Raw genomic sequence first — 23,702 nt, 5'->3', positions numbered from 1 at the left:
TTAAGTATTAGGTTTCAAGTAGTAGAAGTGGGCGATTAGCTCAGTTGGTAGAGCATCTCCTTTACACGGAGGGGGTCATCAGTTCGAATCTGGTATCGCCCACCACTTCTTTTACTCGTATTATCAATATAGTGGGCCGTTAGCTCAGTTGGTAGAGCAGTTGACTTTTAATCAATTTGTTAAAGGTTCGAGCCGAGCGAAGCGAGACAGCAACGCGCTAGCGTTGACCCGAAGGGCGAGTCTGCAGGAGGAGTAATCCCGCACGATGAGCATCGAATTGTCATTAAGCAGTAAATACATAATGGGCCGTTAGCTCAGTTGGTAGAGCAGTTGACTTTTAATCAATTGGTCGCAGGTTCGAATCCCGCACGGCCCACCATTATGTAGCAGTACAAGTTATCCAGCACGACCCATGATTATTTCAAGCACCCAATTATCCCCCCCAAAAAAACACTCCATACCCTCAAACTGCTTCCAACTAATCAATGTTTCCATCAATCCTGACATTAAATTCCTTCAGCACATATTCTCCAGCCTGTCAGTTTCCAAATAAGTCATCACTCAAACAGATTCCTCAGCCCTGAATCGCAGACATAAAAAAAGGCGCCGTAGCGCCTTTTTAGCGAGTTTTTTCTGAAGCTTAGAGCACCAGGCCCGCGATAGAGGCGGACAGCACACTGACCAGTGTAGAGCCGTATAGCAGTTTCAGGCCGAAGCGAGAAACCACGTTGCCTTGATGTTCATTCAGACCCTTAATCGCACCGGCTACAATACCGATAGAGGAGAAGTTAGCGAATGAAACCAGGAATACGGACAAAATACCCACGCTACGTGGTGACAGTGTTGATGCGACTTTCTGCAAATCCATCATTGCCACGAATTCGTTAGAGACCAGTTTGGTTGCCATGATGCCACCGACTTGCAAAGCTTCATGAGTCGGTACGCCCATGACCCAGGCAAACGGGAAGAACACATAGCCCAGAATCCCCTGGAAGCTAATCCCGAACAGCAAGCTGAATAAGGCATTCATTGCGGCAATTAATGCGATGAAACCAATCAACATAGCAGCAACGATAATGGCTACTTTGAAACCAGCCAGGATATATTCACCCAGCATTTCAAAGAAACTTTGGCCTTCATGCAAGTTGCTGAGTTGTAACTCCTCTTCATCTTCCGCTTTATACGGGTTGATCAACGACAACACGATAAAGGTACTGAACATGTTAAGCACCAGTGCTGCGACCACGAATTTCGCGTCCAGCATTGACATATAAGCACCGACAATCGACATAGAGACTGTCGACATTGCGGTCGCCGCCATGGTGTACATGCGTTTTTCAGACATTTTGCCCAAAATGTCTTTATAAGCGATGAAGTTTTCAGACTGGCCCAGAATCAATGAACTGACGGCGTTGAATGATTCCAACTTGCCCATGCCATTAACTTTGGATAATAGAGTCCCGATAATCCGAATAACGATCGGCAGCACTTTGATGTATTGCAAAATACCAATCAGAGCAGAGATAAAGACGATAGGGCATAACACTCTTAGGAAGAAGAATGCGAGACCTTTATCACCCATATTGCCAAAGACAAAATCAGTACCGGTAGCGGCAAATCCAAGTAATTTGTCGAATAGACCGGCGAATCCTTTCACAAAACCTAATCCAGCTTCCGAATGAAGGAAGAAGTACGCCAATAACACTTCAATAACCAGCAATTGAATAACAAACCGAATGCGAATACTTTTACGATCTTTACAGATCGCCAAAGCTAATATGGCCACCACGACTAAGGCCAACGCAAACTGCAGAATATGGGACATGTGTGCTCCAAATTTGAGGCAGGCTAGATTTTGGTGGACATTTTATGTAACGGCTACATTAAAAACGAGATGTAAGTTGCAAATATAGAAATTCGTTTTCATAAATGCAAACAAATTAGTGGGGTTGGTCACAAAAAAAACGCTGTTAATCATTTGCTGTGGCAGTAGGTTAGCTATGCTAGCTTGAATAATTGTAGCGCCTGCCTTGAAAATAGTAATGTCACATTTAGCTCAACTTTTTAGTAGCCAAAAGCCAATGATGACGAGATGGCTGATTAATTGGGATCGCCTATTAAAGAGATAATTTTTGCCGATCTAAATGCGCTTGATAATTATTATCATTTAGATATTATGGATAGCAAGTAAAGAAGGCCTCATTTTCCAAGGGTATTACTGAATGCTAAATAGCCGTGTTGTCGATACCTCCCGCCGTACATCAAGGAGAGTTAAACTTTCCCTGATGGGGCCTGCTTTTATCGCCGCCATTGCTTATATTGATCCCGGTAATTTTGCGACTAATATTCAGGCCGGTGCTTCGTTCGGTTATACCTTGCTGTGGGTGGTGGTGTGGGCCAATGTGATGGCGATGTTAGTTCAGCTGCTCTCCGCCAAACTCGGTATTGCGACGGGCAAGAATCTGGCGGAGCATATCCGCGACCGCTTCCCCCGACCCGTGGTTTGGGCATATTGGGTGCAAGCTGAGATTATTGTGATGGCGACCGATCTGGCTGAGTTTATCGGGGCCGCCATCGGCTTCAAATTGCTGCTGGGCGTCACGCTACTGGAAGGGGCGGTGCTAACCGGGATTGCCACTTTCCTGATTCTGATGCTGCAAAATAGGGGGCAAAAGCCTATCGAGTTAGTGGTCGGCGGCTTGCTATTGTTTGTCGCGGCCGCCTATATCGTAGAGCTGATTTTCTCTCAACCCAATATTGCCGCACTTGGTCGTGGGATGCTCATTCCAAATTTACCCAATGGTAACGCCGTATTTTTAGCCGCCGGTGTGCTGGGGGCGACCATCATGCCGCATGTTATTTATCTGCATTCAGCATTGACTCAGGCGGAAGGGAGCGAGTCCAAAGCTCAGCGCTATGCTTCGACCCGATTTGATGTGGCGATTGCGATGACAATCGCCGGTTTTGTCAATCTGGCGATGATGGCAACTGCCGCTGCGGCTTTCCATTTCAGCGGTTATCAGGACGTCGCTGAGATAGAAGAGGCCTATTTGACCCTACAGCCGCTGCTGGGTAATGCCGCTGCCACTGTTTTTGGTTTGAGCTTAATCGCGGCGGGGCTTTCATCGACGGTGGTGGGTACGATGGCGGGGCAAGTGGTGATGCAGGGTTTTGTGCGGTTTTATATTCCAATGTGGCTGCGCCGCTCGGTGACCATGTTGCCCTCCTTTATTGTCATTTTGGTAGGAATAGATGCAACACAGATATTAGTGATGAGCCAGGTATTACTGAGTTTTGGTATTGCGCTGGCACTGGTGCCACTGCTGGTTTTCACCGGTAATAAAGAGTTGATGGGGGATTTGGTCGATACAAAACTCACCCAAATTCTAGGTAAATTAGTCGTCTTATTTGTGATTGGGCTAAATGCTTATCTGCTGATTAGCTTAATTTAACCTCTGGAAGCTGGCGGGGGGCAACAACGCGCCAGCGCCCCTTTAGTTAATCATCGCCGTGATGACCGTGGCCATGGCCTTTACCCTGATGATGTTTTTTACCTTGATAATGTTTTTTACCGTGTTTGTCATAGTGCTTATCGTATTTCCAGTAGCGCCCTTCACGGTAATAGTAGTTCTTCTTCCACCAGTCTCTACCTTGCCAGCGATGTCCATCCCAGTAGTGTCCATGGCGGTTACGTTCGCCTAAATCCCGCCCTTGATGATCATGCCACCATTGGCGGTCACGCCAGTCATAACCATCCCAATAGTTACCGCTGCGATCTTGCTCGCCAATGTTTAAAGTGACACTGGGTAATAACTCAATGCTCTCAGCATTAGCCATCGGAATGAGTGGTAGCCAGGCTAATATGGTTATCAGCAACAGCGGTTTTACCCTTCTTGGTCTTACGACACTCAGTTTCAGCATTGTCGATTGAAACGCGGCCACTTTTAACATGATTGATCCTTACTAGGCCTTATTGGCTATGACGTTATCTTAAACAGTTCGCCAACCTCTGGGATTCGGATAAAACTGTAAAATATATATTTAGGATTTATCTGTGGGAGTGATGGGGGCGAATGGAGCAGGGGTCGTGAGTACCCCTGCCAATGTTTTAAAAAGAGAGCGTTTACACCAAAATGGCTTCGATTATGCTGATCTCTTCAGCGCTGAATTCACTATTCGCCAACATCCCCATGGCGTCATCAATCTGGCTGGTTTTGCTGGCACCAATTAGTGCTGAGGTCACCCGCCCATCACGTAATACCCAGGCTAAAGACATCTGCGACAGTTTCTGCCCACGGGCAAGCGCCAGCTCATTGAGTCGACGAACTTTAGTCAGTTTTTCTGCCGTAAGCTGCTCAGGATTAAGGAATTTACTGTTGCTGGCGGCCCGAGAGTCCTGCGGGATACCCGCTAAATAGCGATCCGTCAATAACCCGCCAGCCAGTGGGGAGAAGGCTATCGACCCCACGCCGTATTCGTCCAGCACATTTTGCAGATCGGCTTCAATCCAGCGTTCAAACAGGGAGTATTTAGGTTGGTGGATCAGACAAGGTGTACCCAGATCCGCCAGAATCTCAAATGCCTGACGCGCTTGCTCAGCAGGATAGTTAGACAAGCCGATATAGAGTGCTTTCCCCTGGCGCACCAGCAGATCTAAGGCGGCCATGGTCTCTTCCAATGGGGTATTAGGGTCGGGACGGTGATGATAGAAGATATCAACATAATCCAGCCCCATACGTTGTAAGCTCTGATTGATGCTAGCGACCAGATATTTCTTCGAACCCCAGTCACCGTAAGGGCCGGGCCACATGGTGTAACCCGCTTTGGAGGAGATAATCAACTGATCACGATAAGGGCGCAGATCCTGCTGTAGGATTCGACCAAAGTTCAGCTCAGCAGAGCCGGGAGGTGGGCCATAGTTATTCGCTAAGTCGAAATGAGTGATGCCACTATCAAAAGCACGGTGAATGAGATTACGGCTATTTTCGTACAGCGTGCTGTCACCAAAGTTATGCCACAGGCCCAGAGAGATGGCGGGGAGCATTAGCCCACTACGACCACAACGATGATACTTCATCTCCTGATAGCGGGAGGACGCTGCTTGATAGACCATGATGCCCCTGATTGAAGAGAGTAAATGACACTTTAGTGTATGCGCTTTCACTCATTGATGAAGTTGGCAGGATCACAGAGTTGATCAGCAGTGCTGCGCCCCAGAATAGGGAGGGCAGTAAATGATGACGCTGTTAGCTAATCAAAGTGCTTGCGGCTCGGAATGGGGCTATCTGATATCACCGGTTAACTGCTCCAACAACCAATAGCCTGCCGGGCCGGGTGGGCTTTTTTTCGACCAAACGGCATCAATAGAGATCATTTTTGGCCAACCAAGGGTCGATAATGCCACCAGTTTTCTGTGGCTGTATTGCTCAACCAACCAGCGAGGCAAAATAGCCCAACCGAAGCCCTGCTCAGCCATTTCCAGCAACATTAAATAACTGGGGGCCGACCAGATTAATCCCTGTGGCTGATTGCGTTCAGTGCGATTGTAGGTGTTGAGGCAGAGTTGGCGGGTGGTGGCCAACTGCTCACGGTGAACCTGGGGCAGCTGTGCCAGCGGGTGATCAGCTTGCACAAATATCGCCATTTCAGTTTGAGCGGATAAGCGGCGAGCCGCAATGTCCGGCGGATAGCTGTTTTGCACCTCCACCACACCAATGTGCGCGCGTCTGAGCTGTAATAGATCAATCACGTCGGCATCTTCGGCGATCAGGCACTCAAATTCGATATCAGGGTAGCGCTGCTCAAAACGGCGCAGCAGATCTTCATGATGTGTCGGCTGGTAGGTGTCGGAGAGCACAAAGGTCAGGCGGGTTTCAACCTGGCCTGCCAGACGAATTGATAGCGAATCCAGCCGTTCGCTGGCGGCCAGAATCTCTTGCACGTGGGACAGCACTCGGCGGCCATGATCCGTCAGCACTGGCTGACGCGCCTGCCTATCAAATAGCGTCAACCCCAGATCTGCCTCCAGATTGGCGATGGCGGTGCTGATCGTCGACTGACTTTTGCGTAGCTTACGGGCGGCGGCCGAAAACGAGCCGAGTGCGGCGGCTTCAACAAAGGCAATCAAAGCTTCAGGAGAATAGTGCATAAACTATCTATTTTATCGATGGGTTCTAATTTCAATCTATCTTAAAAAACGATGATAATCACCCTCGATAATCAGTTATCAGTTAATTAAATAGGTGTTTTATGCAAGTTCATCACAAATCTCTCTCTGAACGGTTTATCCATGCTATTGGTTTTGAAGTGATCGCCATCGCGATTTGTGCCCCGGTTGGGGCATGGCTGTTGGATCGTTCAATACTGCAAATGGGAACCTTGACCATCATGCTCTCTTCCGTGGCGATGCTGTGGAATATTGTTTACAACAGTTTGTTCGACTACTTCTGGCCCGTCAGTCGGGTCGCCAAAACCCTGGGGGTGCGAGCGCTCCATGCCCTGGGCTTTGAAAGTGGCTTTATCCTGATTGGCTTGCCGATTGCGGCTTATATATTGGGTGTTTCGTTGCTACAGGCATTTATGTTGGAGATCGGTTTCTTCCTGTTCTTCCTGCCTTACACCATTTGCTATAACTGGGCCTATGACGGTTTACGGATGCGAATTATCCGTGCCCGCCAGCCTGCGATGTTGGCTCCCGCAGCAGAAAAAGGTCAAGACACATCTGAGCGTTAATCACCTTTTTTCCCCTTCAGCAGCGGTATTTTGCCGTGGCTGAAACGTTTTTATGTGATCGTCATCGCAAAGCGAAAGGGTTTACAGCTTTGAGATTGTTGTTTCTCCAACCTAATTTTACAGTGGTAAAAGTAGAAGTTAAGCATCCCTGTAACGGAGAAGTTTCTGATGACGAGCTATGCCCTGGTGGGTGACGTTGGCGGCACTAATGCCCGTTTGGCGCTTTGCGCTGTGGCGACGGGCGAAATATCACAAGCAAAAACATATTCAGGGCTGGAATACGACAGTTTGGAAGATGTTATCCGGCAATACTTGTCAGAGCATACCGCGACGATAACCGATGCCTGTATCGCCATTGCTTGCCCGATTACTGACGATTGGGTGGCGATGACCAACCATACTTGGGCATTTTCGATTGCCGCCATGAAGCAGAATTTGGGGCTGAATCATTTAGAAGTGATCAATGATTTCACCGCGGTATCGATGGCAATCCCGGTGCTGTCCGAGCAAGATGTGCTGCAATTTGGCGGTACTGCACCCCAGCCGGGTAAACCGATAGCAGTGTATGGTGCAGGTACTGGGTTGGGGGTGGCGCATTTAGTTAATGTCGATCGCCGCTGGATAAGCCTGCCGGGTGAGGGCGGGCATGTCGATTTCGCGCCAAATAGCGAAGAAGAGGACCGGATCCTGGCAGTATTGCGTCAGGAACTGGGCCATGTCTCTGCCGAGCGGGTACTCTCTGGGCCGGGGTTGGTTAATCTCTATCGGGCGATCGTTATCTCTGATGCCCGCCTGCCAGAGAATCTGGCACCGAAAGATGTGACAGAGCGGGCGCTGGCGGATAGCTGCACTGACTGTCGCCGCGCATTGTCGCTGTTCTGCGTCATCATGGGGCGTTTTGGCGGCAATTTGGCGTTGAATCTCAGCACCTTTGGCGGCGTATATATCGCGGGCGGTATCGTGCCGCGCTTTATGGAGTTCTTTAAAGCCTCCGGTTTCCGTGGTGCTTTTGAAGATAAAGGCCGCTTCAAAGATTTCCTGCATGACATTCCGGTTTATATGATTACCCATCAGCAGCCGGGATTATTGGGGGCGGGGGCTTATCTGCGCCAGACGCTAGGTCATACCCTTCGTCCTTGAAGCCGCAGGGGTATTAGCTACGCTCGCTTACCCGAATCACTGACTTGGGTCAGCTCATCGGGATGCGTTCGCTTGCTGCCTACCTGCAACTCCAATGACTTTGGGTATCTTTTGTCCTTGAAGCCGCAGGGGTGTTAGCTTTCGTGTTACCCGTTGAAGCAAGCAAAGCTTTGGATCTGCTTCAGACTGATAACAAATCTCGACGACTCGATCTCAAGAGGTGAGGGCAGATAGAAGAGTAAAGCGTCCGCGCCAGGGAGGGCGCGGTTCGAGCCTCCATGGATGGATTTACGGCGTCTTTACGATCTACCTGCCCTCTCCGCCGCTGGCACTTTGTCAATAACCTCAAGCAGAGCTAAGGCTCTGCTTTTTTATGCCGCCGACTTAAACTATACTCAAGTTGAGCATAGTCATGTGAAAGGTTATGGATAGACGAGGAGATAGAATGGATGCTGTATTTATAGAACTACCGCCATTCGAGCGCTTTAGAGTGGGCTATTTATCGGACGATGAATATAGAACTTTGCAGATTACGTTAATGAATAATCCAACTGCTGGGGATGTTATCCAACAGACCGGCGGTTTGCGCAAAATGCGATTCAGTGATGCAAAAGCGGGTAAAGGCAAACGTGGCGGTGTCAGAGTCATTTATTATTGGTGGGTAGAGCGTTTTCAATTTTTACTCTTCGCCATTTATAGCAAAGGTGAGATGTCTGATTTAACCAATGCACAACGGAAAATACTTAGTAATCTTCTTAAATGCCGTAAATCTGAATGATATCTATCGAGGTAATATATGGAAAAAAGAGATTTATTTTCAGAGTTGGTTGAGGGAATGGATGCATGGGAAGAGGCCAATACGGGTAAAAAAACACTGAAAACGCACAAGGTCTCAACTGAAAGTAGCCTAACACTGACCTCTGAGGAGCTACGTCACATTCGCGAGACTTTGAATATTTCACAAGCGCTGTTTGCTCACTATTTACAGGCGGGAACTGCAACCTACCAGAACTGGGAGCAAGGCCGCGCTAAGCCAAATAAGCAGGCTATTTTGCTGATTAGAATGGTACAAAAAGACCCCCATACCTTGCACACTCTGGCTGAGTTGTACTCGTGATGAGGGCCTTTTCAGTCAATGATTATCAAGCATGGCTACTGGCGGTGGGGCCGGCAGGGGCGGGAATAGTGCTTTCTGCCTCGGTGGCGGCACCTTTTGGTGGCTTGATAATGAGAGTCAGCAGCAAGGAGAGCACTGATAGCACCGCGATGACGATAAAGGTGGCGTGATATCCCCCCAGCCGCGCGGCAATAAATGAACCTGCCAATGCGCCCAAACCAAAGCCCTGATAGATGACCCCGTAGTTTTTGCTGTGGTTTTTCAGGCCAAAGAAGTCGCCGACGATGGCGGGGAACACAGTGATATTGCCGCCGAAACAGAAAGCAATGGCCCCAACGCACAGGAAGAATAGGGCGTGAGTTAGCGGCACAAAGGTCAACACGGAGACCGCCAGGGTGGTGACTAGCAAGGTGAAACTAATCACCCGCAGGCGGCCCACTTTATCTGATAGCGCCCCCAAAATAATTCGTCCGGCGGTGTTAAAGATGGCGATAGCTGAAACAGTATTCGCCGCTGTAGCTAAATCCATCCCTGCCAGTTGCACACCTAAGTCTTTCACGATACCAATCAGATATAGGCCACTCATACAGGCGGTGAAGAAGATGATAAACAGGAAGTAGGACTCTTTGACCGCCAGCATCTCACCAACACTAAAATCACGGCCCGCGTTAGCGGTTGGCTGGCTGTTGGCAACGGGTGGCGTGGCCACTTTCTCCCGCAGCAGGAGAGAGCCGGCCCCAACCAATAGCATCACAATAATGCCCCAGTAGAAGAATGCCAATGACACGCCCTGATTGGCAATTAAGCTGGCATTCACATATTTAAATAGCAGGCTACCGGTGCCAAATGCCCCGACGGAGATACCTGAAATCAGCCCCTTGCGTTCCGGGAACCACTTAATCAGATTCGACAGCGTGGTGATGTAGGCGGTGCCATCGGCAAAACCAACCACAATCCCCGCCAGCAGATAGATCATCCCCAGCGAGGTGGCAAAGGAGCTGGCAATCAACCCCAAACCGAGGATGATGCCGGAAATCAGTGTCAGCTTGCGGATACCAATACGCTCTTGCAGGCGGCCAGCGAAGAGTGTCGCAATAGCCAGAGAGAAACTGGTGATAGAGAAGGTGGTGGCTACCGCCGCCAATGACCAACTGAACTTCTCCCCCAAGGGCTGATTAAATAAGCTCCAAGTATAGATTGTGCCCAGACCCATCTGAACAATGATAGTACCTACAACGATTAGCCAACGATTTACCGGTTTACTGCTCATGCCGGACTCCTTAAACATCAATGCAATGTGGCCCGAATATGGCTATTGATAGCGATAAATAGCGTCGGAAGCCTAAAAGTTACGCGCTGATGGAGCACCGGAAATCTTGTGTTGAGGTGTTATCAGCCCGCCGAATGAAACCAGTATACGGGCGGGCTAATAGCTATAGATCGAAAGGGGAATGAGCTGCACTCCAGCTGGAGTGAAATGCATTTAAAGGCGCATCAGTTGCCTAAACTCTTTTATCTTGCTGCGGCTGACCGGGACTTCAAAGTCCAACTCACTGAGCCGCAGGATGTAAGTGTTGTTAAACCAAGGGACGATTTCACGGATTTTGGCTAAATTGACGCAATAAGAGCGGTGACAGCGGAAGAAATACTCCTCCGGCAAGCGGCTACAAAACTCAGTGATATTCATCGGCATGATGAATTCTTCGCGGCGGGTGTAGACCAGCGTGACCTTCTCCTGCGCCGCCGCATAGTAGATATCATTGATGTCAGTGACGATGATGCGTTCGTCTTTCATCAGATTGATGGTATGCGCTGCTGCACGGGGGGTGGGGCTGCTAGTTTGCTCTCTATTTTGACCATCACGCTGATGCAGTGCTTCCAACTTTTGCAGCATGGTGACGATACGTGACTCATGGTAGGGCTTCAAAATATAGTCGAATGCTTCAATCTCAAATGCTTCAACCGCATGCTCTTTATAGGCGGTGATAAAGATAATATAGGGTTTATGGGTAAATTTGCTAATGTTCTGAGCCAGTAATACGCCATCTAGTGACGGGATATTAATATCGAGAAAAATAGCATCAACCTGATGATTTTGCAGATATTTAAGCACATCCAACCCATCGTCAAAAGTGGCCTCAATGGTGATGTGGCTGTGCTGGTGAATCAGGTAGCTCAACTCTTCCTGAGCCAGAAACTCATCTTCAACAATGATTGCTTTCACGGGTTAAACTCCGGCTGAAATGCTGGGTTCTGCATGGATTTTGCCGCCATTTTTGCTGATATAAAAAGAGATTTCAGTGCCCGGTTCCATGCGGCGGATCTGTAAACCCTCGCCATAGAGTAATTTCACCCGATGATGCACATTCAGTAAACCGATTTTATTGCCCGGCATTTCATTATTAGCGACGCGCTCAATGGTTTCTGGATTAATACCATTGCCGGTATCTTTCACTGAAATCTTAATTTGATCACCATGCTCTTTGACCGCAATGACCACCACGCCTTTGCCACGATAGGGCTGAATGCCATGCACAATGGCATTTTCCACCAAAGGTTGAATCAGTAGGCTAGGGATTTTCAGCGCAATATCGTCGTCAATATCATAAATCACGGTCAACTTGCTGCCGAACCGGGCCTGCTCAATGGCGATATAGTCCTGAATTTGATGGAGTTCTTTGCGGATGTCGATTTGCTCATCATTCAGCTCAAGGTTATAGCGCAAGTAGCGAGATAAATTGATGATCAATTGACGGGCGGTGTCTGGATTAATACGGATTGACGACGAAATCGCATTCAAAGCATTAAATAAGAAGTGCGGGTTAATTTTGCTTTGCAGTGCGCGCATTTCCGCTTTATTCGCCATTTCACGCAGTTGCTCGATGCGGGAAACCTCAATTTGTGTTGAGATAATCTGCGATAAACCCACCGCCATGACTTTCAGCGAATAGGTGATTTTATGGGCATGGCAGTAATAGATTTTCAGCGAACCGGTGACTTCACCTTTTTCCCATAACGGGATAATAATCAGCGAGTGAATTTGCGGTGTACGGTGAACTTCATCGTTATTGCGGATGGTAATTTTACCGCGCTGAATACTCTCTTTGGTAATATCACTGATAATCTCATAGCCGATATCGTAGGTTTCGACCCCGACTCCCACATAAGCCAAAATATTCTGGGTATCGGTGATAGCGACTGCATCCGCCTTGATATCGTTGCGAATAATTTCGCATACGCTACGTAAGGATTCGCCATTAATATTGCGGAAATAGGGCAAGGTTTTATTGGCGATATCCAGGGCGAGTTTGGCCTGCCGTGCCGCAATCACCTCTTTTTCATCCTCAACACTCTGCACTAGCAGCACAATCAGCCCGATACACACCGCCCCTAAAATCATCGGAATGGCAATTTTAGAGACAATATCGATGCCTAATGCTGTCGGTTTGGCCCAGATGACCACCAATAGCATGGTCAGTGATTCGCAAATCATGCCCGCTAAAATACCGACCCGCCATTGCCGCTCTTTCTTCACTTTCAGATTGATATAGCCCGACATCAGGCCAGCAATAATACTGGTAATCAGGCAGGGAACTGAGGTAATACCATCAATATCAATTAAGTAGCGGTGAGATCCGGCGATCAATCCGGTAATGATCCCGACCCATGGGCCAAAGAGAATTCCGCCAGACATGACGGCAATAACACGGACATTGACCAACGAACCTTCGACATTAATACCGGAATAAGTACCGAAAATTGCGAATAGTGAGAAAATTGCCGTCACGGCAGCCAGTTCCAGCGGGGTGTGCTTCTCTTTTTGCAGCAACTGACGGAACAGGCGGGTGCGGGTCAGGAAGAACAGGCAAATTAGCATTAGCGCGGCGCGATCAAACACCGCCAGTAGCATTTCAAATATCTGGTGCACGCAATTTTCTCTTGGCTACGGCCTGGGATCTTAGGTCGAAGATAATCAGATCTTGAGGTGAATAAGCGGCTAACTATAAGGAAAAGGGCGGTTGACTGCTACTTTATCCGTGCTATCGAGGGGCTGCCGGAGGTCAGGCTCCGGCAGGGAGAGTGGCGGGATACAATTATTCAGTCATTCCCAGTTGCTGCTTGCCTATCGGGGTCAGGTTTTCGGCCGTCGCTCTGCCTGAGAAATCGACTTCAAAATCATCGGCGGCGAAGTCTGGTGGCGAGCGGCCATCAATAAAGCTGGCTAACTGGCGCGGCAAGTAGGCGGCGTTTTTTTCGCACCATGGGGCGGCGGCGATGTACATCACGTTGCTGTCAAACTCACCATTATGCTCGTTTTCTACTGAGTGAATCACATCGCAATGCCAAAATACGGTGTCGCCCGCCTCCAAATCAGGAATAGGGGAAATCGCTTCGATTAAAAGAGGATGCCACTGTTCGGAAGCTGACAGTGCGCGACCTGGCGCGGCACCACAGAGGTCATCGTCGGCAACATCATCCTGAATGGCCCGCAACAAGATATAGGCCATGGCATTGGCGATTGGAATAACGTTTAACGTCCCCGCATGGGTACGTTGAGGTGTCAGCGCGGTCCAGCCCTGGAAGGTGCGGAACATTGAGCATACCGCCGGTGACGGGAACTCGCGCACTTCTGGGCGGCCCTCTGCCGCGAATGGATCATACTTCTGCCATTCACCAGAGAATACGTGGCGATAGACATGGCGGAAATTTTCATCCAGCCAGCGCTCAATGGAGCCGCCATCCACATGGGGTGACAAGCCCAGAGAGGAGGATTTTGGCGGGCGGCGACGTGTGCGGTCAGCATAGGTCACGACGCGGTTAGCATCAAAATGCTGCTTGCCGTTGCTCTCGGTGTGCCACAGATTATTCAAGAATATCTGTACCGCATTCATGCGCTGATCCTGACGAGCTTCAACTTGCGGTGTTGACCAATAAATGCCGTAAATTTGTGGCTTGCTGGCAGCCAGAGTGCCAAAGTAATTATCTTCGGCGGCATTTTTCAGCCGCTCGACAAAATTATTACGATCCAGATAGTTACCGATTTCACGGTTCCAGGCGGCGGCTTTTTCTATCGGAAAAACACCAAGAATGGCACAACATCCCCGCTGCTTTATTTGTGCTTTTTGTTCATCAGTCACTTTGCCGTTGATAATATCATCAGCATGAATGCGTGGGACGGGGTTTTCCCCCTGCGCCAGAGTGCGGCGAATTTCGGTAACTTGCTGGCGAATGTTCTCTTCAACGGCTTGAAACACCTGCTGGTAATCCGGTAGCGCCTGACGTAATTGCTGTTTCACCGCTTTGATTGCTGCGGGAATATCGTCTATTTGTAATGAAGCCATAATGCTGATTCTCCGATAGCTGTAGGGTTGAGGCGGTGGCATGGGTCGGCTGGTACTGACCATTTGTTTGTTTTTTGTTACTTTGGAGTAAACATTATTCAAGTAAAATGGAGAAGAATAAAGGGATGAGGTTATGACAAAATTTCCCCTTTAATTTTCGATCCTCTTTTTCTGGCTAACATCTTAATTTGAGAGAAAAATGGCACCTGTGATTCAAATGTTCAGTCGTTCTCCCATTTCACTAAAAACACCACGGCTGCTGCTCGATAGCCTTAACGAGCAGGATTGGCCGCTGTTTTTAGGTCTATATCAAGACCCGGAGATTCAGCGTTTTATTGCTGATCCGATGGATTTAGCTGAGATTCGTGCGCGGTTTGAGTCACGTCTGATGCCATGGGAAAAGAGTGCCAACCATTGGCTCTGCCTGGTTATTCGCGAAAAGAGAAGCGGGCAACCTGTGGGATTGACCGGATTTTTAGCTGAATGGTCGCCATTACAGCAAGCTGAGGTGGGCTATGCCATGTTGCCCTCTTATCAAGGCAAAGGTTTTGCCAAAGAGTCGCTAATGGCCGTATTGGCGTTTGGCTTCCAGCACTGTTTGTTCCATAAAATGAAAGCAACAGTCACGGTGGGAAATCATGCTTCTCGGGGGCTGCTAGAGCGCTGTGGTTTTCAGTTGGAGGGCACTTTGCGGGATAACTATCAGTTGGCTGGGCAGTGGTGTGATGATTGGGTTTTGGGGATGCTTAACCACGAATTTCAGCCGTAGTCACTTCTCCGATGAGTGAGATATTTATGAGCCGCCACTCGACACCTATGCGGCGCTGGGATATGTTCATAAATAGACCATTTGCTGGTCTGCGTCGCTCGGATGGTCCGGGCGCTCACGTATCCCGAGGAAATTATGGCTGAATACCCTTCCAAACGTCGTTTTACCCGAATTGAACGTCTTCCCCCTTATGTTTTCAATATCACCTCTGAGTTAAAAATGGCGGCGCGCCGTCGTGGTGAAGATATTATTGATTTCAGTATGGGTAATCCGGATGGCCCGACACCGCCACATATCGTTGAGAAAATGTGCAGTGTTGCGCAACGTGAAGACACCCACGGCTATTCAACCTCCCGTGGGATCCCCCGCCTACGCAGGGCCATTTCCCGCTGGTATGCCGATCGCTACCAGGTGGAGATTGACCCGGAAAGCGAAGCGATTGTCACTATCGGCTCGAAAGAGGGGCTGGCGCATTTGATGCTGGCAACACTGGATCACGGTGATACCGTACTAGTACCGAACCCGAGCTACCCGATTCATATTTATGGTGCGGTCATTGCTGGTGCACAAGTGCGTTCGGTGCCACTGACCGAGGGCATTGATTTTTTTGGTGAGCTAGAGCGCGCGATCCGCGAAACCATTCCTAAACCAAAAATGATGATCCTCGGCTTCCCCTCTAACCCGACGGCACAGTGTGTCGAGCTGGACTTTTTTGAGCGGGTGGTGGCGCTGGCGAAGCAATATGATGTGCTGGTGGTGCATGATCTGGCCTATGCCGACATCGTCTATGATGGCTGGAAAGCGCCCTCAATCATGCAAGTTCCCGGCGCAAAAGAGATTGCGGTTGAGTTTTTCACCCTATCCAAAAGTTACAATATGGCCGGTTGGCGCATTGGTTTTATGGTGGGCAATCCTGAACTGGTCAATGCGCTGGCGCGTATTAAGAGCTATCACGATTACGGCACTTTTACCCCACTACAGGTTGCGGCTATTGCGGCGCTGGAGGGGGATCAGCAGTGTGTGCGGGATATCGCCGAGCAGTATCGCCAACGCCGTAACGCTTTGGTGCGCGGGCTGCATGAAGCGGGTTGGATGGTCGAAAACCCGAAAGCCTCAATGTATGTTTGGGCTAAAATTCCAGAACAATACGCGCATTTAGGGTCGCTCGAGTTTGCTAAACGTCTGCTCTCTGAAGCGAAAGTTTGTGTCTCGCCGGGGATTGGATTTGGCGATTACGGTGATACCCATGTTCGTTTTGCGCTAATTGAGAACCAAGACCGGATCCGTCAGGCGGTGCGCGGCATTAAAAGTATGTTCCGCGCTGATGGCTTGCTGAAACCAAGTAAACCGACATCAGAAGAAACGGCGTAACTTAGCCATGTAATCACTATTCTGGCTGATTGCTCATGGTGATCAGTCAGAATAACCGTGCTCTTCTGCCGAATGACGCAAATAACACCTTAATGTTCTCTTCAGCTGTGATACACCATACTCATCATTAATGAATCAATTTATTGTGACATATTGGAGTGGGCGGCTATGAGAGAACGCTATTCGTTACCCCAAATAACCCTGCATTGGCTAACCCTATTGATGCTGATTTTGACCTATGCGGCCATGTTGCTCAGTGACAGCGTGCCTGACGAAGATCGAACATTAGTGAAAAACCTGCATTTCAATTTTGGTATTTCTGTCTGGCTATTGATGCTGATGCGCCTTTGGTTGCGCCATCGAAATGTGACACCCGCTATCACCCCGAAATTACCGGATTGGCAGCTGTTAGCTGCTCATATTTTGCATTGGGGGCTGTATCTGCTGTTCTTATCCTTGCCGATACTCGGCGTACTGGCGCAAGCTTACGGCGGGAAAACCTGGTTTTTACTGGGCTGGCAGGTGCCGCAGTGGGTGACACCAAATGATGAAGCGCGATCCTACCTTAAGCAGACCCACGAGCTAATCGCCAATTTGGGCTATTTTATGATTGGAGCTCACGTTCTGGCGGCTCTCTATCATCACTATATTCGCCGTGATGATACATTGCGCAGAATGATGCCAGGTAAATGAGTAGCTAAAAATCAGAATGATAAAGGGCGCGAATGCGCCCTTTATACGATGTCAGATGGTGGATGGTTCGAGCCAATCTTACTCGACCATCATCATGAAGGTGCCAATCCAAACCACCAACATGATTGAGATACCCATAAAGAAATATTTCACTGAACAACTCCCCTTGGAGCTACCTCGCCAGTAACGATCCCAATTGCTGTGCTGAGTATCAAATGGATAAATAGGATCGCGCTAATGTAATCCCAACAAGGAGAGACTTACAATACTGTAATTTTATGCATTAGATCACAATTTCACACATAAATGGCAAATATTGTTAGCCAATGTATTGAAGTGTGAAGCTATTAACGTTTTTTTTAATTATCTATAGATAACAATTTGTTACTTTGTTGGCTGAATTTTAAGCCACCTAACGGCGTGTTAGGCCATCAACTGATCTTTCTGACCGCGACATCTGCCTCAAAGCCCAGTAGATACAGGGCTTGCTCCAGTGCTTCAACTTTAGAGGCGTAATAGACATCCAACAGGCGATCCATCTGTGCCGCATTCAAACCGAGCTTGCGAGCCATATCGGCTTTGCGGGTATGGGTGGTGAGCATGGCATTGTGCAATTCAGCTTTCAGTCGCACCAAAATTGGCACGTGGACGGATATATCACCAGCTTGCAGCGCCGACGGAGCAGGGACTGGGCGATGCTCTTCCATCTCTGCGGCGATGCCATTTTTAATGCCATCCTGTGCTTCCAGCTCAATATCTTCCAGGGAGTAGGTCACTGAGGCCAATTCAGGGAAGTCGCGATACTGAATGTGGTATTCGCCGCTGGCTTCATCAAGGGTATAACTGGCGGGGTAGTGGAACACGGTGTTACTCCTGTGGGGGAAGGTGGTACTCAAAGTACTGGCATTGTACTGACATCAGCCACCCAAGGTTACTTATTTAACGTATTGATCCAAATGATGGCGATTTATCAGCATTAGCCGAAATTTATTATTCTACCCGCTAATTATCTTGTTTTTCAGGCGGCGCAGTAACGAAAAAACAACATCCATTATAACTATACCCATACAATTGCTTATTGCATAACCAGCGATAATAATAAGTGATAAACTAATTTCGCTTTAAATAAAATGCGGTTTTTAAACCTTAAGTAAAATTTAGATACATAGATTGGGTTTAATATTTCAAAATATATTTTATATCTGTTATTATTCGCTCGCGAAAATCCTTTTTAAATCAATGATAAATATATGTGTATTTATCAATAATAACTCTTTGTTATTATTACTGTTCTATGTTAGTTAATAGGCTGATGGTTTAACTTAAGTTAAATTATCACTATTTATTTCTTCCAGTTATGGCGTTTAATCTTTTATTGAGAATATTGCTTTTATGATGAAAAAAATATTTTTAGCTTCCACGTTAATAACCGCGTTCTTATTAAGTGGATGCGCCTCTGAGTCCTCCCGTTCGTTAGAAGTGGCGAAAGTTGCCTCTTACGGCACGCAATATAACGGCCCCCGCAGCCCTATTTCTGTGGGTAAATTCGACAACCGTTCAAGCTATATGAGCGGGATATTCTCCGATGGCGTCGACCGTTTGGGGAACCAGTCAAAAACCATTCTGGTGACGCACTTACAACAAACTGGCCGCTTTAACGTATTAGAGCGCACCAATATGGAAGAGCTGAAAACAGAAGCGGCGATTTCAGGGCAAAACCAGCAATTGAAAGGTGCGACCTATGTCGTGACCGGCGATGTGACCGAGTTTGGCCGCAAAGAGACTGGCGATCGTCAGCTATTTGGCATTTTGGGCCGGGGTAAATCTCAGATTGCCTACGCCAAAGTCAATCTGAATATCGTCAATGTGAAGACCTCTGAAGTGGTCTTCTCCTCACAGGGTGCTGGTGAGTATGAACTCTCCAACCGCGAAGTGATCGGTTTTGGTGGGACGGCAAGTTACGACTCAACCTTAAATGGCAAGGTGCTGGACTTAGCTATCCGTGAAGCTGTCAACAATCTGGTAGCTGGCATTGAATCGGGTGCATGGCAACCGGCGAAATAGACATTAATAGCAAAATAATTCCTCATCACGAGTATGGATACCGCAACATGAAATTAGTGAAAAAGCTCTCCCTGCTGCTGGCTGCCGCTGTATTGGCGGGTTGTGCCACGGCCCCGAAACCTATTTACAACTGGGATAACTACCAAACGACGATTTATGATTACTATAAATCTGATGCCAGCCCTGAACAGCAAATTGCTGCTTTAAAAGAGAATATCGAAAAATCACGTGCGAAGAACATGCCAGTCCCTCCGGGCTTACATGCTCATTTGGGTATGCTGTATGGCAATACCGGGCATACAGATTTAGCGATGGCTGAATTTAATACCGAGAAAACGGCATTCCCTGAGTCTGCTCCGTTTATGGATTTTTTGATGAGCAAGGATAAAGGGGCGTTTAAATGAGATCTATTTTCGCAATATGCGCAGTCATGATGGCACTGCTGTTGACTGGCTGTGCCAAGCCGGTACAGCAGGACTACTCTGCATTTAAGCAAAGCAAACCAAAAAGTATTTTGGTGCTGCTGCCACAGAATCAATCGCCAGAAGTGGCTGCCAGCCATGGTATGTTGTCTCAGGTCACTTACCCATTATCTGAAGCGGGCTATTACGTGCTGCCAGTGGCTGTAGTGGAAGAGACATTTAAGCAAAATGGCATGACAAATGCGGGCGACATCAGTGCTGCCAGCCCAGCCAAACTGCATAAAATCTTTGGTGCAGATGCGGTGTTGTACATCACCGTGGTGCAATACGGCACCTCTTATCAGGTCATCACCAGTGATACTCGGGTTACGGCGAATGCCAAACTGGTTGATTTGAGAAGCGGAAAATTGTTGTGGAGCGGCAGTGCGACTGCATCCAGCAATGAAGGCGATAACTCCTCTGGTGGTGTCATCGGCATGTTGGTTCAAGCTGCGGTAACTCAGATCAGCAACACACTTACTGATCGTAGCCATGATATTGCCGGTGTTACCAGTGCACGTATGCTGACCGCCGGAACGCCTAACGGTATTCTCTACGGGCCGCGTTCACCTAATTACGGTAAAGATGCGCAGTAACTCTCTTTAGTGCCGATGCCCCCTGAAGTTGCAGGGGGCATCTGTTACTCTCCCCGCTGTGTTTGATTTAATCGCTGACTTTCCGGTGAGTTAACCCATCCCTCGTAAACTGCTATTCTCTATCTCTACTCTTCATTGTATTACCACGCAGGGAATCAGCGCGATGTTGAATATGAGAAACCGATTTGAGCGTAATAATCTCTTTGGGGAAAAGAGTATCCATGCTGTTTTTGAAATCAGTCTGCTGCTAAAAGCCATACTGGCGGCCCTGGAGATCATCGCCGGTATTTTAACGTATTTTATCACGCCGCAATTTTTACTGAATTTGCTGCATCGCATTACGCAAGTTGAGTTTATCGAAGAGCGTGGGGATGTCGTGGCTAATTATTTGCTGCATGCCGCACAAAGTCTCTCTATCAGCAGTTTACATTTCGCTGCTTTTTATCTGGTGGCCCATGGCGTAATTAAGCTGTGGATCATTATTGGATTATGGCGCAAAAAGTTGGGTTATTACCCCATGGCCATGGTGATTTTTAGCTTATTTATTGTTTATCAACTCTATCGCTATACCTTTACCCACTCGCCACTGCTGATTTTGATAACCATTCTGGATGCGGTGGTGATTGTGTTGACCTTGCTGGAATACCGGCAACTGCGGCGTCAACTGCGACCTGCTGGCTGAACATCTACCCTCAGCAGGTGAGTTAGCACTTTAATCAGCACTTTTAATCACTAAAGAGATGCGCCTGACCAATAATCGTCAGGTCAACCATTGAGCCGATACGAATACCTTCTCGACTGATAGTTTTGATCTCGACACTCTCTTCGCTAGCGACGAGATATAATGTGACTGTCGAGATAAAGCCGGCAAAATCAATATTGGTAATTTTCGCCAGGCAGTGAGTCGGGTAGTGATGATCGGCGGGCAGTGGAGTGATGGTAATTTGCTCGGGGCGCAACATAATCCGCGTCAGGCCATGGCGTTTCGCATCGTCAACCTTGACCCGACCCAATGCACAATCGGCCCATCCGTTGGCGATATTGGCAGAAAGAATCAGTGTTTCCCCCAGAAAGGTCGCTGTCGGTTCATCAATCGGCCGCAGGTAAAGCTCTTGTGGCGGGCCAACATGGGCCAGTTTACCGGCGCGCATGACCGCGACCTGATCGGCAAATGACAGCGCTTCAGTTTGATCATGGGTCACTAAAATAGAGGCAATATTCGCCTGTGCCAGTAGTTCGGCGACCGCTTTGCGGGTTGAGGCGCGCAATGCGGTATCCAGCGCAGAAAATGGCTCATCCAGCAGCATCAGCACCGGGCGCTGCGCGAGTGCTCTGGCGAGAGCTACCCGCTGTTGTTGCCCACCGGAGATCTCATGGGGCCAAAGTTGGGACAATCTGCGGTCTAGCGCGACCATCTCCATCAACTCATCAATCCGGCGAGTTTTCTCCTGCCGGGTGCCTTTTAGCCCATAACCGATGTTGCCCGCCACGGTGAAGTGTGGGAACAGCGCACCATCTTGCGGCACAAAACCAATTCCTCTTTTATGTGCGGGTACTTGAGTTTGGCTATCAAATAGCGGTTCCCCTTGCAGGATAACTGTGCCGTGATCGGGCGTTTCGAAACCGGCAATGATTCGCAGCAGTGTGGTTTTGCCTGAGCCAGAAGGGCCGACAATGGCGGTGCGACTACCCGAGGTAACCTGTAAGTCAATGCGATCTAACACGGTAACCGATTGATAAGACTTGCCGATTTGCTGAAGTTCAAGCGTGCTCATAGTCCTGCCGTACGTTGAGATTGAGAATAAAGCAGCCAGGTTAGCGGCAGGGAAAGCGCCACCATCAGCAGTGCATAAGGTGATGCTGCAACATAATCGATTTCGCTGGTCAATGCCCAGAAACCTGTTGCTAGTGTGCGGGTGCCATTGGGAGCCAGTAATAGCGTGGCGGTTAACTCATTGGAGATGGCGAGGAACACCAATGCCGCTCCGGCGGCAGCCCCCGGTGCCGCGAGGCGCATGGTGGTGCTCCAGAGGGCTTGAGTCGGCGTTTTGCCCAAGCTACGCGCCACGTTTTCTAATTCAACCGGCGCTTGGGCAATCCCGGCCCGCAAACTGATCAATGCCCGTGGCGTAAACATCAATAAATAGGCCAGCAAAATAGTGAATTCGGTTTGATACAGCGGGCGTGCAATGCGGATAGTGATGGTCACCAGTGCCAGCGCGACCACGATACCGGGCAGGGAGCTGGTGACATAATTACAGCCCTCCATTAGCCGATGCAAACGCCCTGGGTAACGTACTGATAACCATGCCATAGGGACGGCGCATAGTGTGATAATCACCGCACCACTCAGTGCTAATGCCAGTGTTTGTTTCAAGGCAGGGAGCAATTCAGGGTTCAACCACACATCGATGCCACCAATATAGAGCCAGCGGGCGAGAGTGATAAAGGGCACGCCCAGCGAGAGGGCGGTGAGCACCAGCGGCAATAACAGGCAAAATAGGGTAAGCGCCGAACCCATAGCGTAAGCGGTTTGGCTTCTAGCGCTACCGGAACCGACTCGTGCATAGCGATTATAGCCGCGGCTGGTGGCCTCAATTAACAGTAATCCCAGGCAACATAGTGCCAGCACTCCGGCCAGCATATTAGCTGCCGGGCCATTAAAGGTGGACTGGAACTGGTCAAAAATGGCGGTGGTAAAGGTATCGAAGCGGATCATGGCATACAGCCCATATTCGGCCAATAAATGTAGTGCAATCAGTATCGAACCGCCCCAAATGGCTAGTTTTAGCTGTGGTAGCACCACTTTAAAAAATACCGCAGTGGGGGGGCTGCCCAGTGACGCGGCGGCGTCTTCAAGGCCGGGATCAAGACGACGTAATACCGCTGATGCGGGCAGATAGATAAAGGGAAAATAGGCGATAACAGAGATAAAGACTCCTGCGCCAAGCCCGTGCATGGCGGGCACCAGACTAATCCAGGCATAACTTTGCACAAACGCGGGTACTGCTAATGGCGCGATAGCCAGCAGTGACCAAATCCGCCTACCGGGTAGGGCGGTGCGTTCGGTCAGCCACGCCAGTGCGACACCAATAATGGTACAAAGGGGTAGGGTAAAAACTACCAGTAGCGCGGTGTTGATCAGGAGTTCACCCACGCGAGGGCGAAAAACCAGTGCTTTGACGGTTGACCAGCCAGTATCGATGGCAATACCGATAACAAACCCCAATGGCAGCAGGGATAGCAGCGAAAGCATAATCGCGATAGCCACAATCCCAGAGCCTGGGCGGCGGTTATACTGCCGTGTTGCTGCCCTATTCAGTGCAACCGGTGCAACATCGGTACTTATATTGGCCATAATCGTCAAGGCACTCAGCATGTTAAATGCCCGCCGGGCTAGAGACGCGGCGGGCTAAA

Annotated in this window: 24 protein-coding genes, 2 tRNA genes and 1 other RNA gene; 15 read left to right on the top strand and 12 right to left on the bottom strand. The window is 48.9% G+C overall.

Translation table 11 applies throughout. The features are described 5' to 3' along the window. The first annotated feature begins 29 nt into the window (after positions 1-29). The 3 genes from HRK25_RS19530 (at position 30) to HRK25_RS19520 (ending at position 379) form a co-directional block, all read left to right on the top strand. Positions 30-105 (top strand) — tRNA-Val (locus tag HRK25_RS19530). 35 nt (positions 106-140) lie between these two features. Next, a non-coding RNA gene (locus HRK25_RS19525) (RtT sRNA) lies at positions 141-273 on the top strand. A 30-nt stretch (positions 274-303) separates the two neighbouring features. Continuing rightward, a tRNA-Lys gene (locus HRK25_RS19520) sits at positions 304-379 on the top strand. A 261-nt stretch (positions 380-640) separates the two neighbouring features. Here HRK25_RS19520 and HRK25_RS19515 read toward each other — a convergent pair. Then, complete coding sequence (locus HRK25_RS19515) at positions 641-1,825, bottom strand: NupC/NupG family nucleoside CNT transporter (RefSeq protein ID WP_005279685.1); 1,185 nt, start codon at positions 1,823-1,825, stop codon at positions 641-643. A 397-nt stretch (positions 1,826-2,222) separates the two neighbouring features. Between HRK25_RS19515 and HRK25_RS19510 the strand changes: the two genes are divergently transcribed. Continuing rightward, positions 2,223-3,452: an Nramp family divalent metal transporter gene (locus HRK25_RS19510; RefSeq protein WP_005279687.1), complete on the top strand. Its 1,230-nt coding sequence runs from the start codon at positions 2,223-2,225 to the stop codon at positions 3,450-3,452. Between the two features lie 46 nt (positions 3,453-3,498). Here the strand turns inward: HRK25_RS19510 and HRK25_RS19505 are convergent, their stop codons facing one another. The 3 genes from HRK25_RS19505 to HRK25_RS19495 all read right to left on the bottom strand — a co-directional run bounded on the left by HRK25_RS19505 (position 3,499) and on the right by HRK25_RS19495 (position 6,148). Beyond that, positions 3,499-3,951, bottom strand: a complete 453-nt coding sequence (locus HRK25_RS19505) for a DUF2502 domain-containing protein (RefSeq protein WP_005279688.1) — start codon at positions 3,949-3,951, stop codon at positions 3,499-3,501. A gap of 172 nt (positions 3,952-4,123) precedes the next feature. Next, complete coding sequence (locus HRK25_RS19500) at positions 4,124-5,113, bottom strand: aldo/keto reductase (protein ID WP_005279690.1); 990 nt, start codon at positions 5,111-5,113, stop codon at positions 4,124-4,126. 168 nt (positions 5,114-5,281) lie between these two features. Continuing rightward, complete coding sequence (locus tag HRK25_RS19495) at positions 5,282-6,148, bottom strand: LysR family transcriptional regulator (protein WP_005279692.1); 867 nt, start codon at positions 6,146-6,148, stop codon at positions 5,282-5,284. A gap of 101 nt (positions 6,149-6,249) precedes the next feature. Here HRK25_RS19495 and HRK25_RS19490 point away from each other — a divergent pair, with 101 nt between their 5' ends. From HRK25_RS19490 to HRK25_RS19475, 4 genes are all read left to right on the top strand, one after another. Next, complete coding sequence (locus tag HRK25_RS19490) at positions 6,250-6,732, top strand: multidrug/biocide efflux PACE transporter (RefSeq protein ID WP_005279694.1); 483 nt, start codon at positions 6,250-6,252, stop codon at positions 6,730-6,732. 168 nt (positions 6,733-6,900) lie between these two features. Beyond that, positions 6,901-7,872, top strand: coding sequence for a glucokinase (gene glk, locus HRK25_RS19485; protein WP_005279696.1), 972 nt, complete (start codon positions 6,901-6,903; stop codon positions 7,870-7,872). A gap of 445 nt (positions 7,873-8,317) precedes the next feature. Beyond that, positions 8,318-8,650, top strand: coding sequence for a hypothetical protein (locus HRK25_RS19480; RefSeq protein WP_005275415.1), 333 nt, complete (start codon positions 8,318-8,320; stop codon positions 8,648-8,650). A gap of 18 nt (positions 8,651-8,668) precedes the next feature. Then, a complete protein-coding gene (locus tag HRK25_RS19475) occupies positions 8,669-8,989 on the top strand; it encodes a helix-turn-helix domain-containing protein (protein ID WP_005275417.1) in 321 nt (106 codons plus the stop codon). 25 nt (positions 8,990-9,014) lie between these two features. Here HRK25_RS19475 and HRK25_RS19470 read toward each other — a convergent pair whose 3' ends face one another. From HRK25_RS19470 to HRK25_RS19455, 4 genes are all read right to left on the bottom strand, one after another. After that, complete coding sequence (locus HRK25_RS19470; RefSeq protein WP_032898112.1) at positions 9,015-10,259, bottom strand: L-lactate MFS transporter; 1,245 nt, start codon at positions 10,257-10,259, stop codon at positions 9,015-9,017. A 213-nt stretch (positions 10,260-10,472) separates the two neighbouring features. Beyond that, positions 10,473-11,213 (bottom strand): LytR/AlgR family response regulator transcription factor, encoded by a 741-nt coding sequence (locus HRK25_RS19465; RefSeq protein WP_005275421.1) that lies wholly within the window; start codon positions 11,211-11,213, stop codon positions 10,473-10,475. 3 nt (positions 11,214-11,216) lie between these two features. After that, entirely contained in the window at positions 11,217-12,917 is a 1,701-nt protein-coding gene (locus HRK25_RS19460; protein ID WP_005275423.1) for a sensor histidine kinase, read from the bottom strand. Positions 12,918-13,083: 166 nt separating this feature from the next. After that, positions 13,084-14,331: a DUF1479 domain-containing protein gene (locus tag HRK25_RS19455; RefSeq protein ID WP_005275424.1), complete on the bottom strand. Its 1,248-nt coding sequence runs from the start codon at positions 14,329-14,331 to the stop codon at positions 13,084-13,086. A gap of 259 nt (positions 14,332-14,590) precedes the next feature. On the opposite strand from HRK25_RS19455, the gene HRK25_RS19450 reads away from it, so the two are divergent. The 3 genes from HRK25_RS19450 (at position 14,591) to HRK25_RS19440 (ending at position 17,164) form a co-directional block, all read left to right on the top strand. Beyond that, on the top strand, positions 14,591-15,100 hold the full coding sequence (locus tag HRK25_RS19450; RefSeq protein ID WP_032898133.1) for a GNAT family N-acetyltransferase: 510 nt from the start codon (positions 14,591-14,593) through the stop codon (positions 15,098-15,100). A gap of 135 nt (positions 15,101-15,235) precedes the next feature. Beyond that, positions 15,236-16,471 carry an alanine transaminase gene (alaC, locus tag HRK25_RS19445; protein WP_005275430.1) on the top strand — a complete coding sequence of 412 codons (1,236 nt, stop codon included), beginning with the start codon at positions 15,236-15,238 and terminating at the stop codon, positions 16,469-16,471. A gap of 168 nt (positions 16,472-16,639) precedes the next feature. Further along, positions 16,640-17,164: a cytochrome b gene (locus HRK25_RS19440; RefSeq protein WP_005275432.1), complete on the top strand. Its 525-nt coding sequence runs from the start codon at positions 16,640-16,642 to the stop codon at positions 17,162-17,164. Positions 17,165-17,242: 78 nt separating this feature from the next. Here the strand turns inward: HRK25_RS19440 and ypdK are convergent, their stop codons facing one another. Then, positions 17,243-17,317, bottom strand: coding sequence for a membrane protein YpdK (gene ypdK, locus HRK25_RS19435; protein WP_099460453.1), 75 nt, complete (start codon positions 17,315-17,317; stop codon positions 17,243-17,245). Positions 17,318-17,595: 278 nt separating this feature from the next. Continuing rightward, entirely contained in the window at positions 17,596-18,027 is a 432-nt protein-coding gene (locus HRK25_RS19430) for a type II toxin-antitoxin system HicB family antitoxin (RefSeq protein WP_057647361.1), read from the bottom strand. A 529-nt stretch (positions 18,028-18,556) separates the two neighbouring features. Between HRK25_RS19430 and HRK25_RS19425 the strand changes: the two genes are divergently transcribed. The 4 genes from HRK25_RS19425 to HRK25_RS19410 all read left to right on the top strand — a co-directional run bounded on the left by HRK25_RS19425 (position 18,557) and on the right by HRK25_RS19410 (position 20,967). After that, positions 18,557-19,228, top strand: a complete 672-nt coding sequence (locus HRK25_RS19425) for a CsgG/HfaB family protein (RefSeq protein WP_005275442.1) — start codon at positions 18,557-18,559, stop codon at positions 19,226-19,228. Between the two features lie 47 nt (positions 19,229-19,275). After that, on the top strand, positions 19,276-19,632 hold the full coding sequence (locus HRK25_RS19420; protein WP_005275447.1) for a DUF4810 domain-containing protein: 357 nt from the start codon (positions 19,276-19,278) through the stop codon (positions 19,630-19,632). Continuing rightward, entirely contained in the window at positions 19,629-20,285 is a 657-nt protein-coding gene (locus HRK25_RS19415) for a DUF799 domain-containing protein (protein WP_032898113.1), read from the top strand. The genes HRK25_RS19420 and HRK25_RS19415 overlap by 4 nt, the downstream gene beginning before the upstream one ends. Positions 20,286-20,448: 163 nt before the next feature. After that, a complete protein-coding gene (locus HRK25_RS19410) occupies positions 20,449-20,967 on the top strand; it encodes a DUF2127 domain-containing protein (protein WP_005275451.1) in 519 nt (172 codons plus the stop codon). 43 nt (positions 20,968-21,010) lie between these two features. On the opposite strand, the gene HRK25_RS19405 is transcribed toward HRK25_RS19410, so the two are convergent. Together HRK25_RS19405 and HRK25_RS19400 are read right to left on the bottom strand one after the other, a co-directional pair. Further along, positions 21,011-22,060, bottom strand: a complete 1,050-nt coding sequence (locus HRK25_RS19405) for an ABC transporter ATP-binding protein (RefSeq protein WP_032898114.1) — start codon at positions 22,058-22,060, stop codon at positions 21,011-21,013. After that, positions 22,057-23,643 carry an ABC transporter permease gene (locus tag HRK25_RS19400; RefSeq protein WP_032898135.1) on the bottom strand — a complete coding sequence of 529 codons (1,587 nt, stop codon included), beginning with the start codon at positions 23,641-23,643 and terminating at the stop codon, positions 22,057-22,059. Before HRK25_RS19400 ends, HRK25_RS19405 begins: the two co-directional genes overlap by 4 nt. Positions 23,644-23,702 lie beyond the last annotated feature (59 nt).

The sequence above is a fragment of the Yersinia bercovieri ATCC 43970 genome (genome assembly GCF_013282745.1).
In the GTDB taxonomy this organism is placed as follows: Bacteria; Pseudomonadota; Gammaproteobacteria; order Enterobacterales; family Enterobacteriaceae; genus Yersinia; species Yersinia bercovieri.
This window is presented reverse-complemented; position numbering and strand designations above follow the sequence as displayed.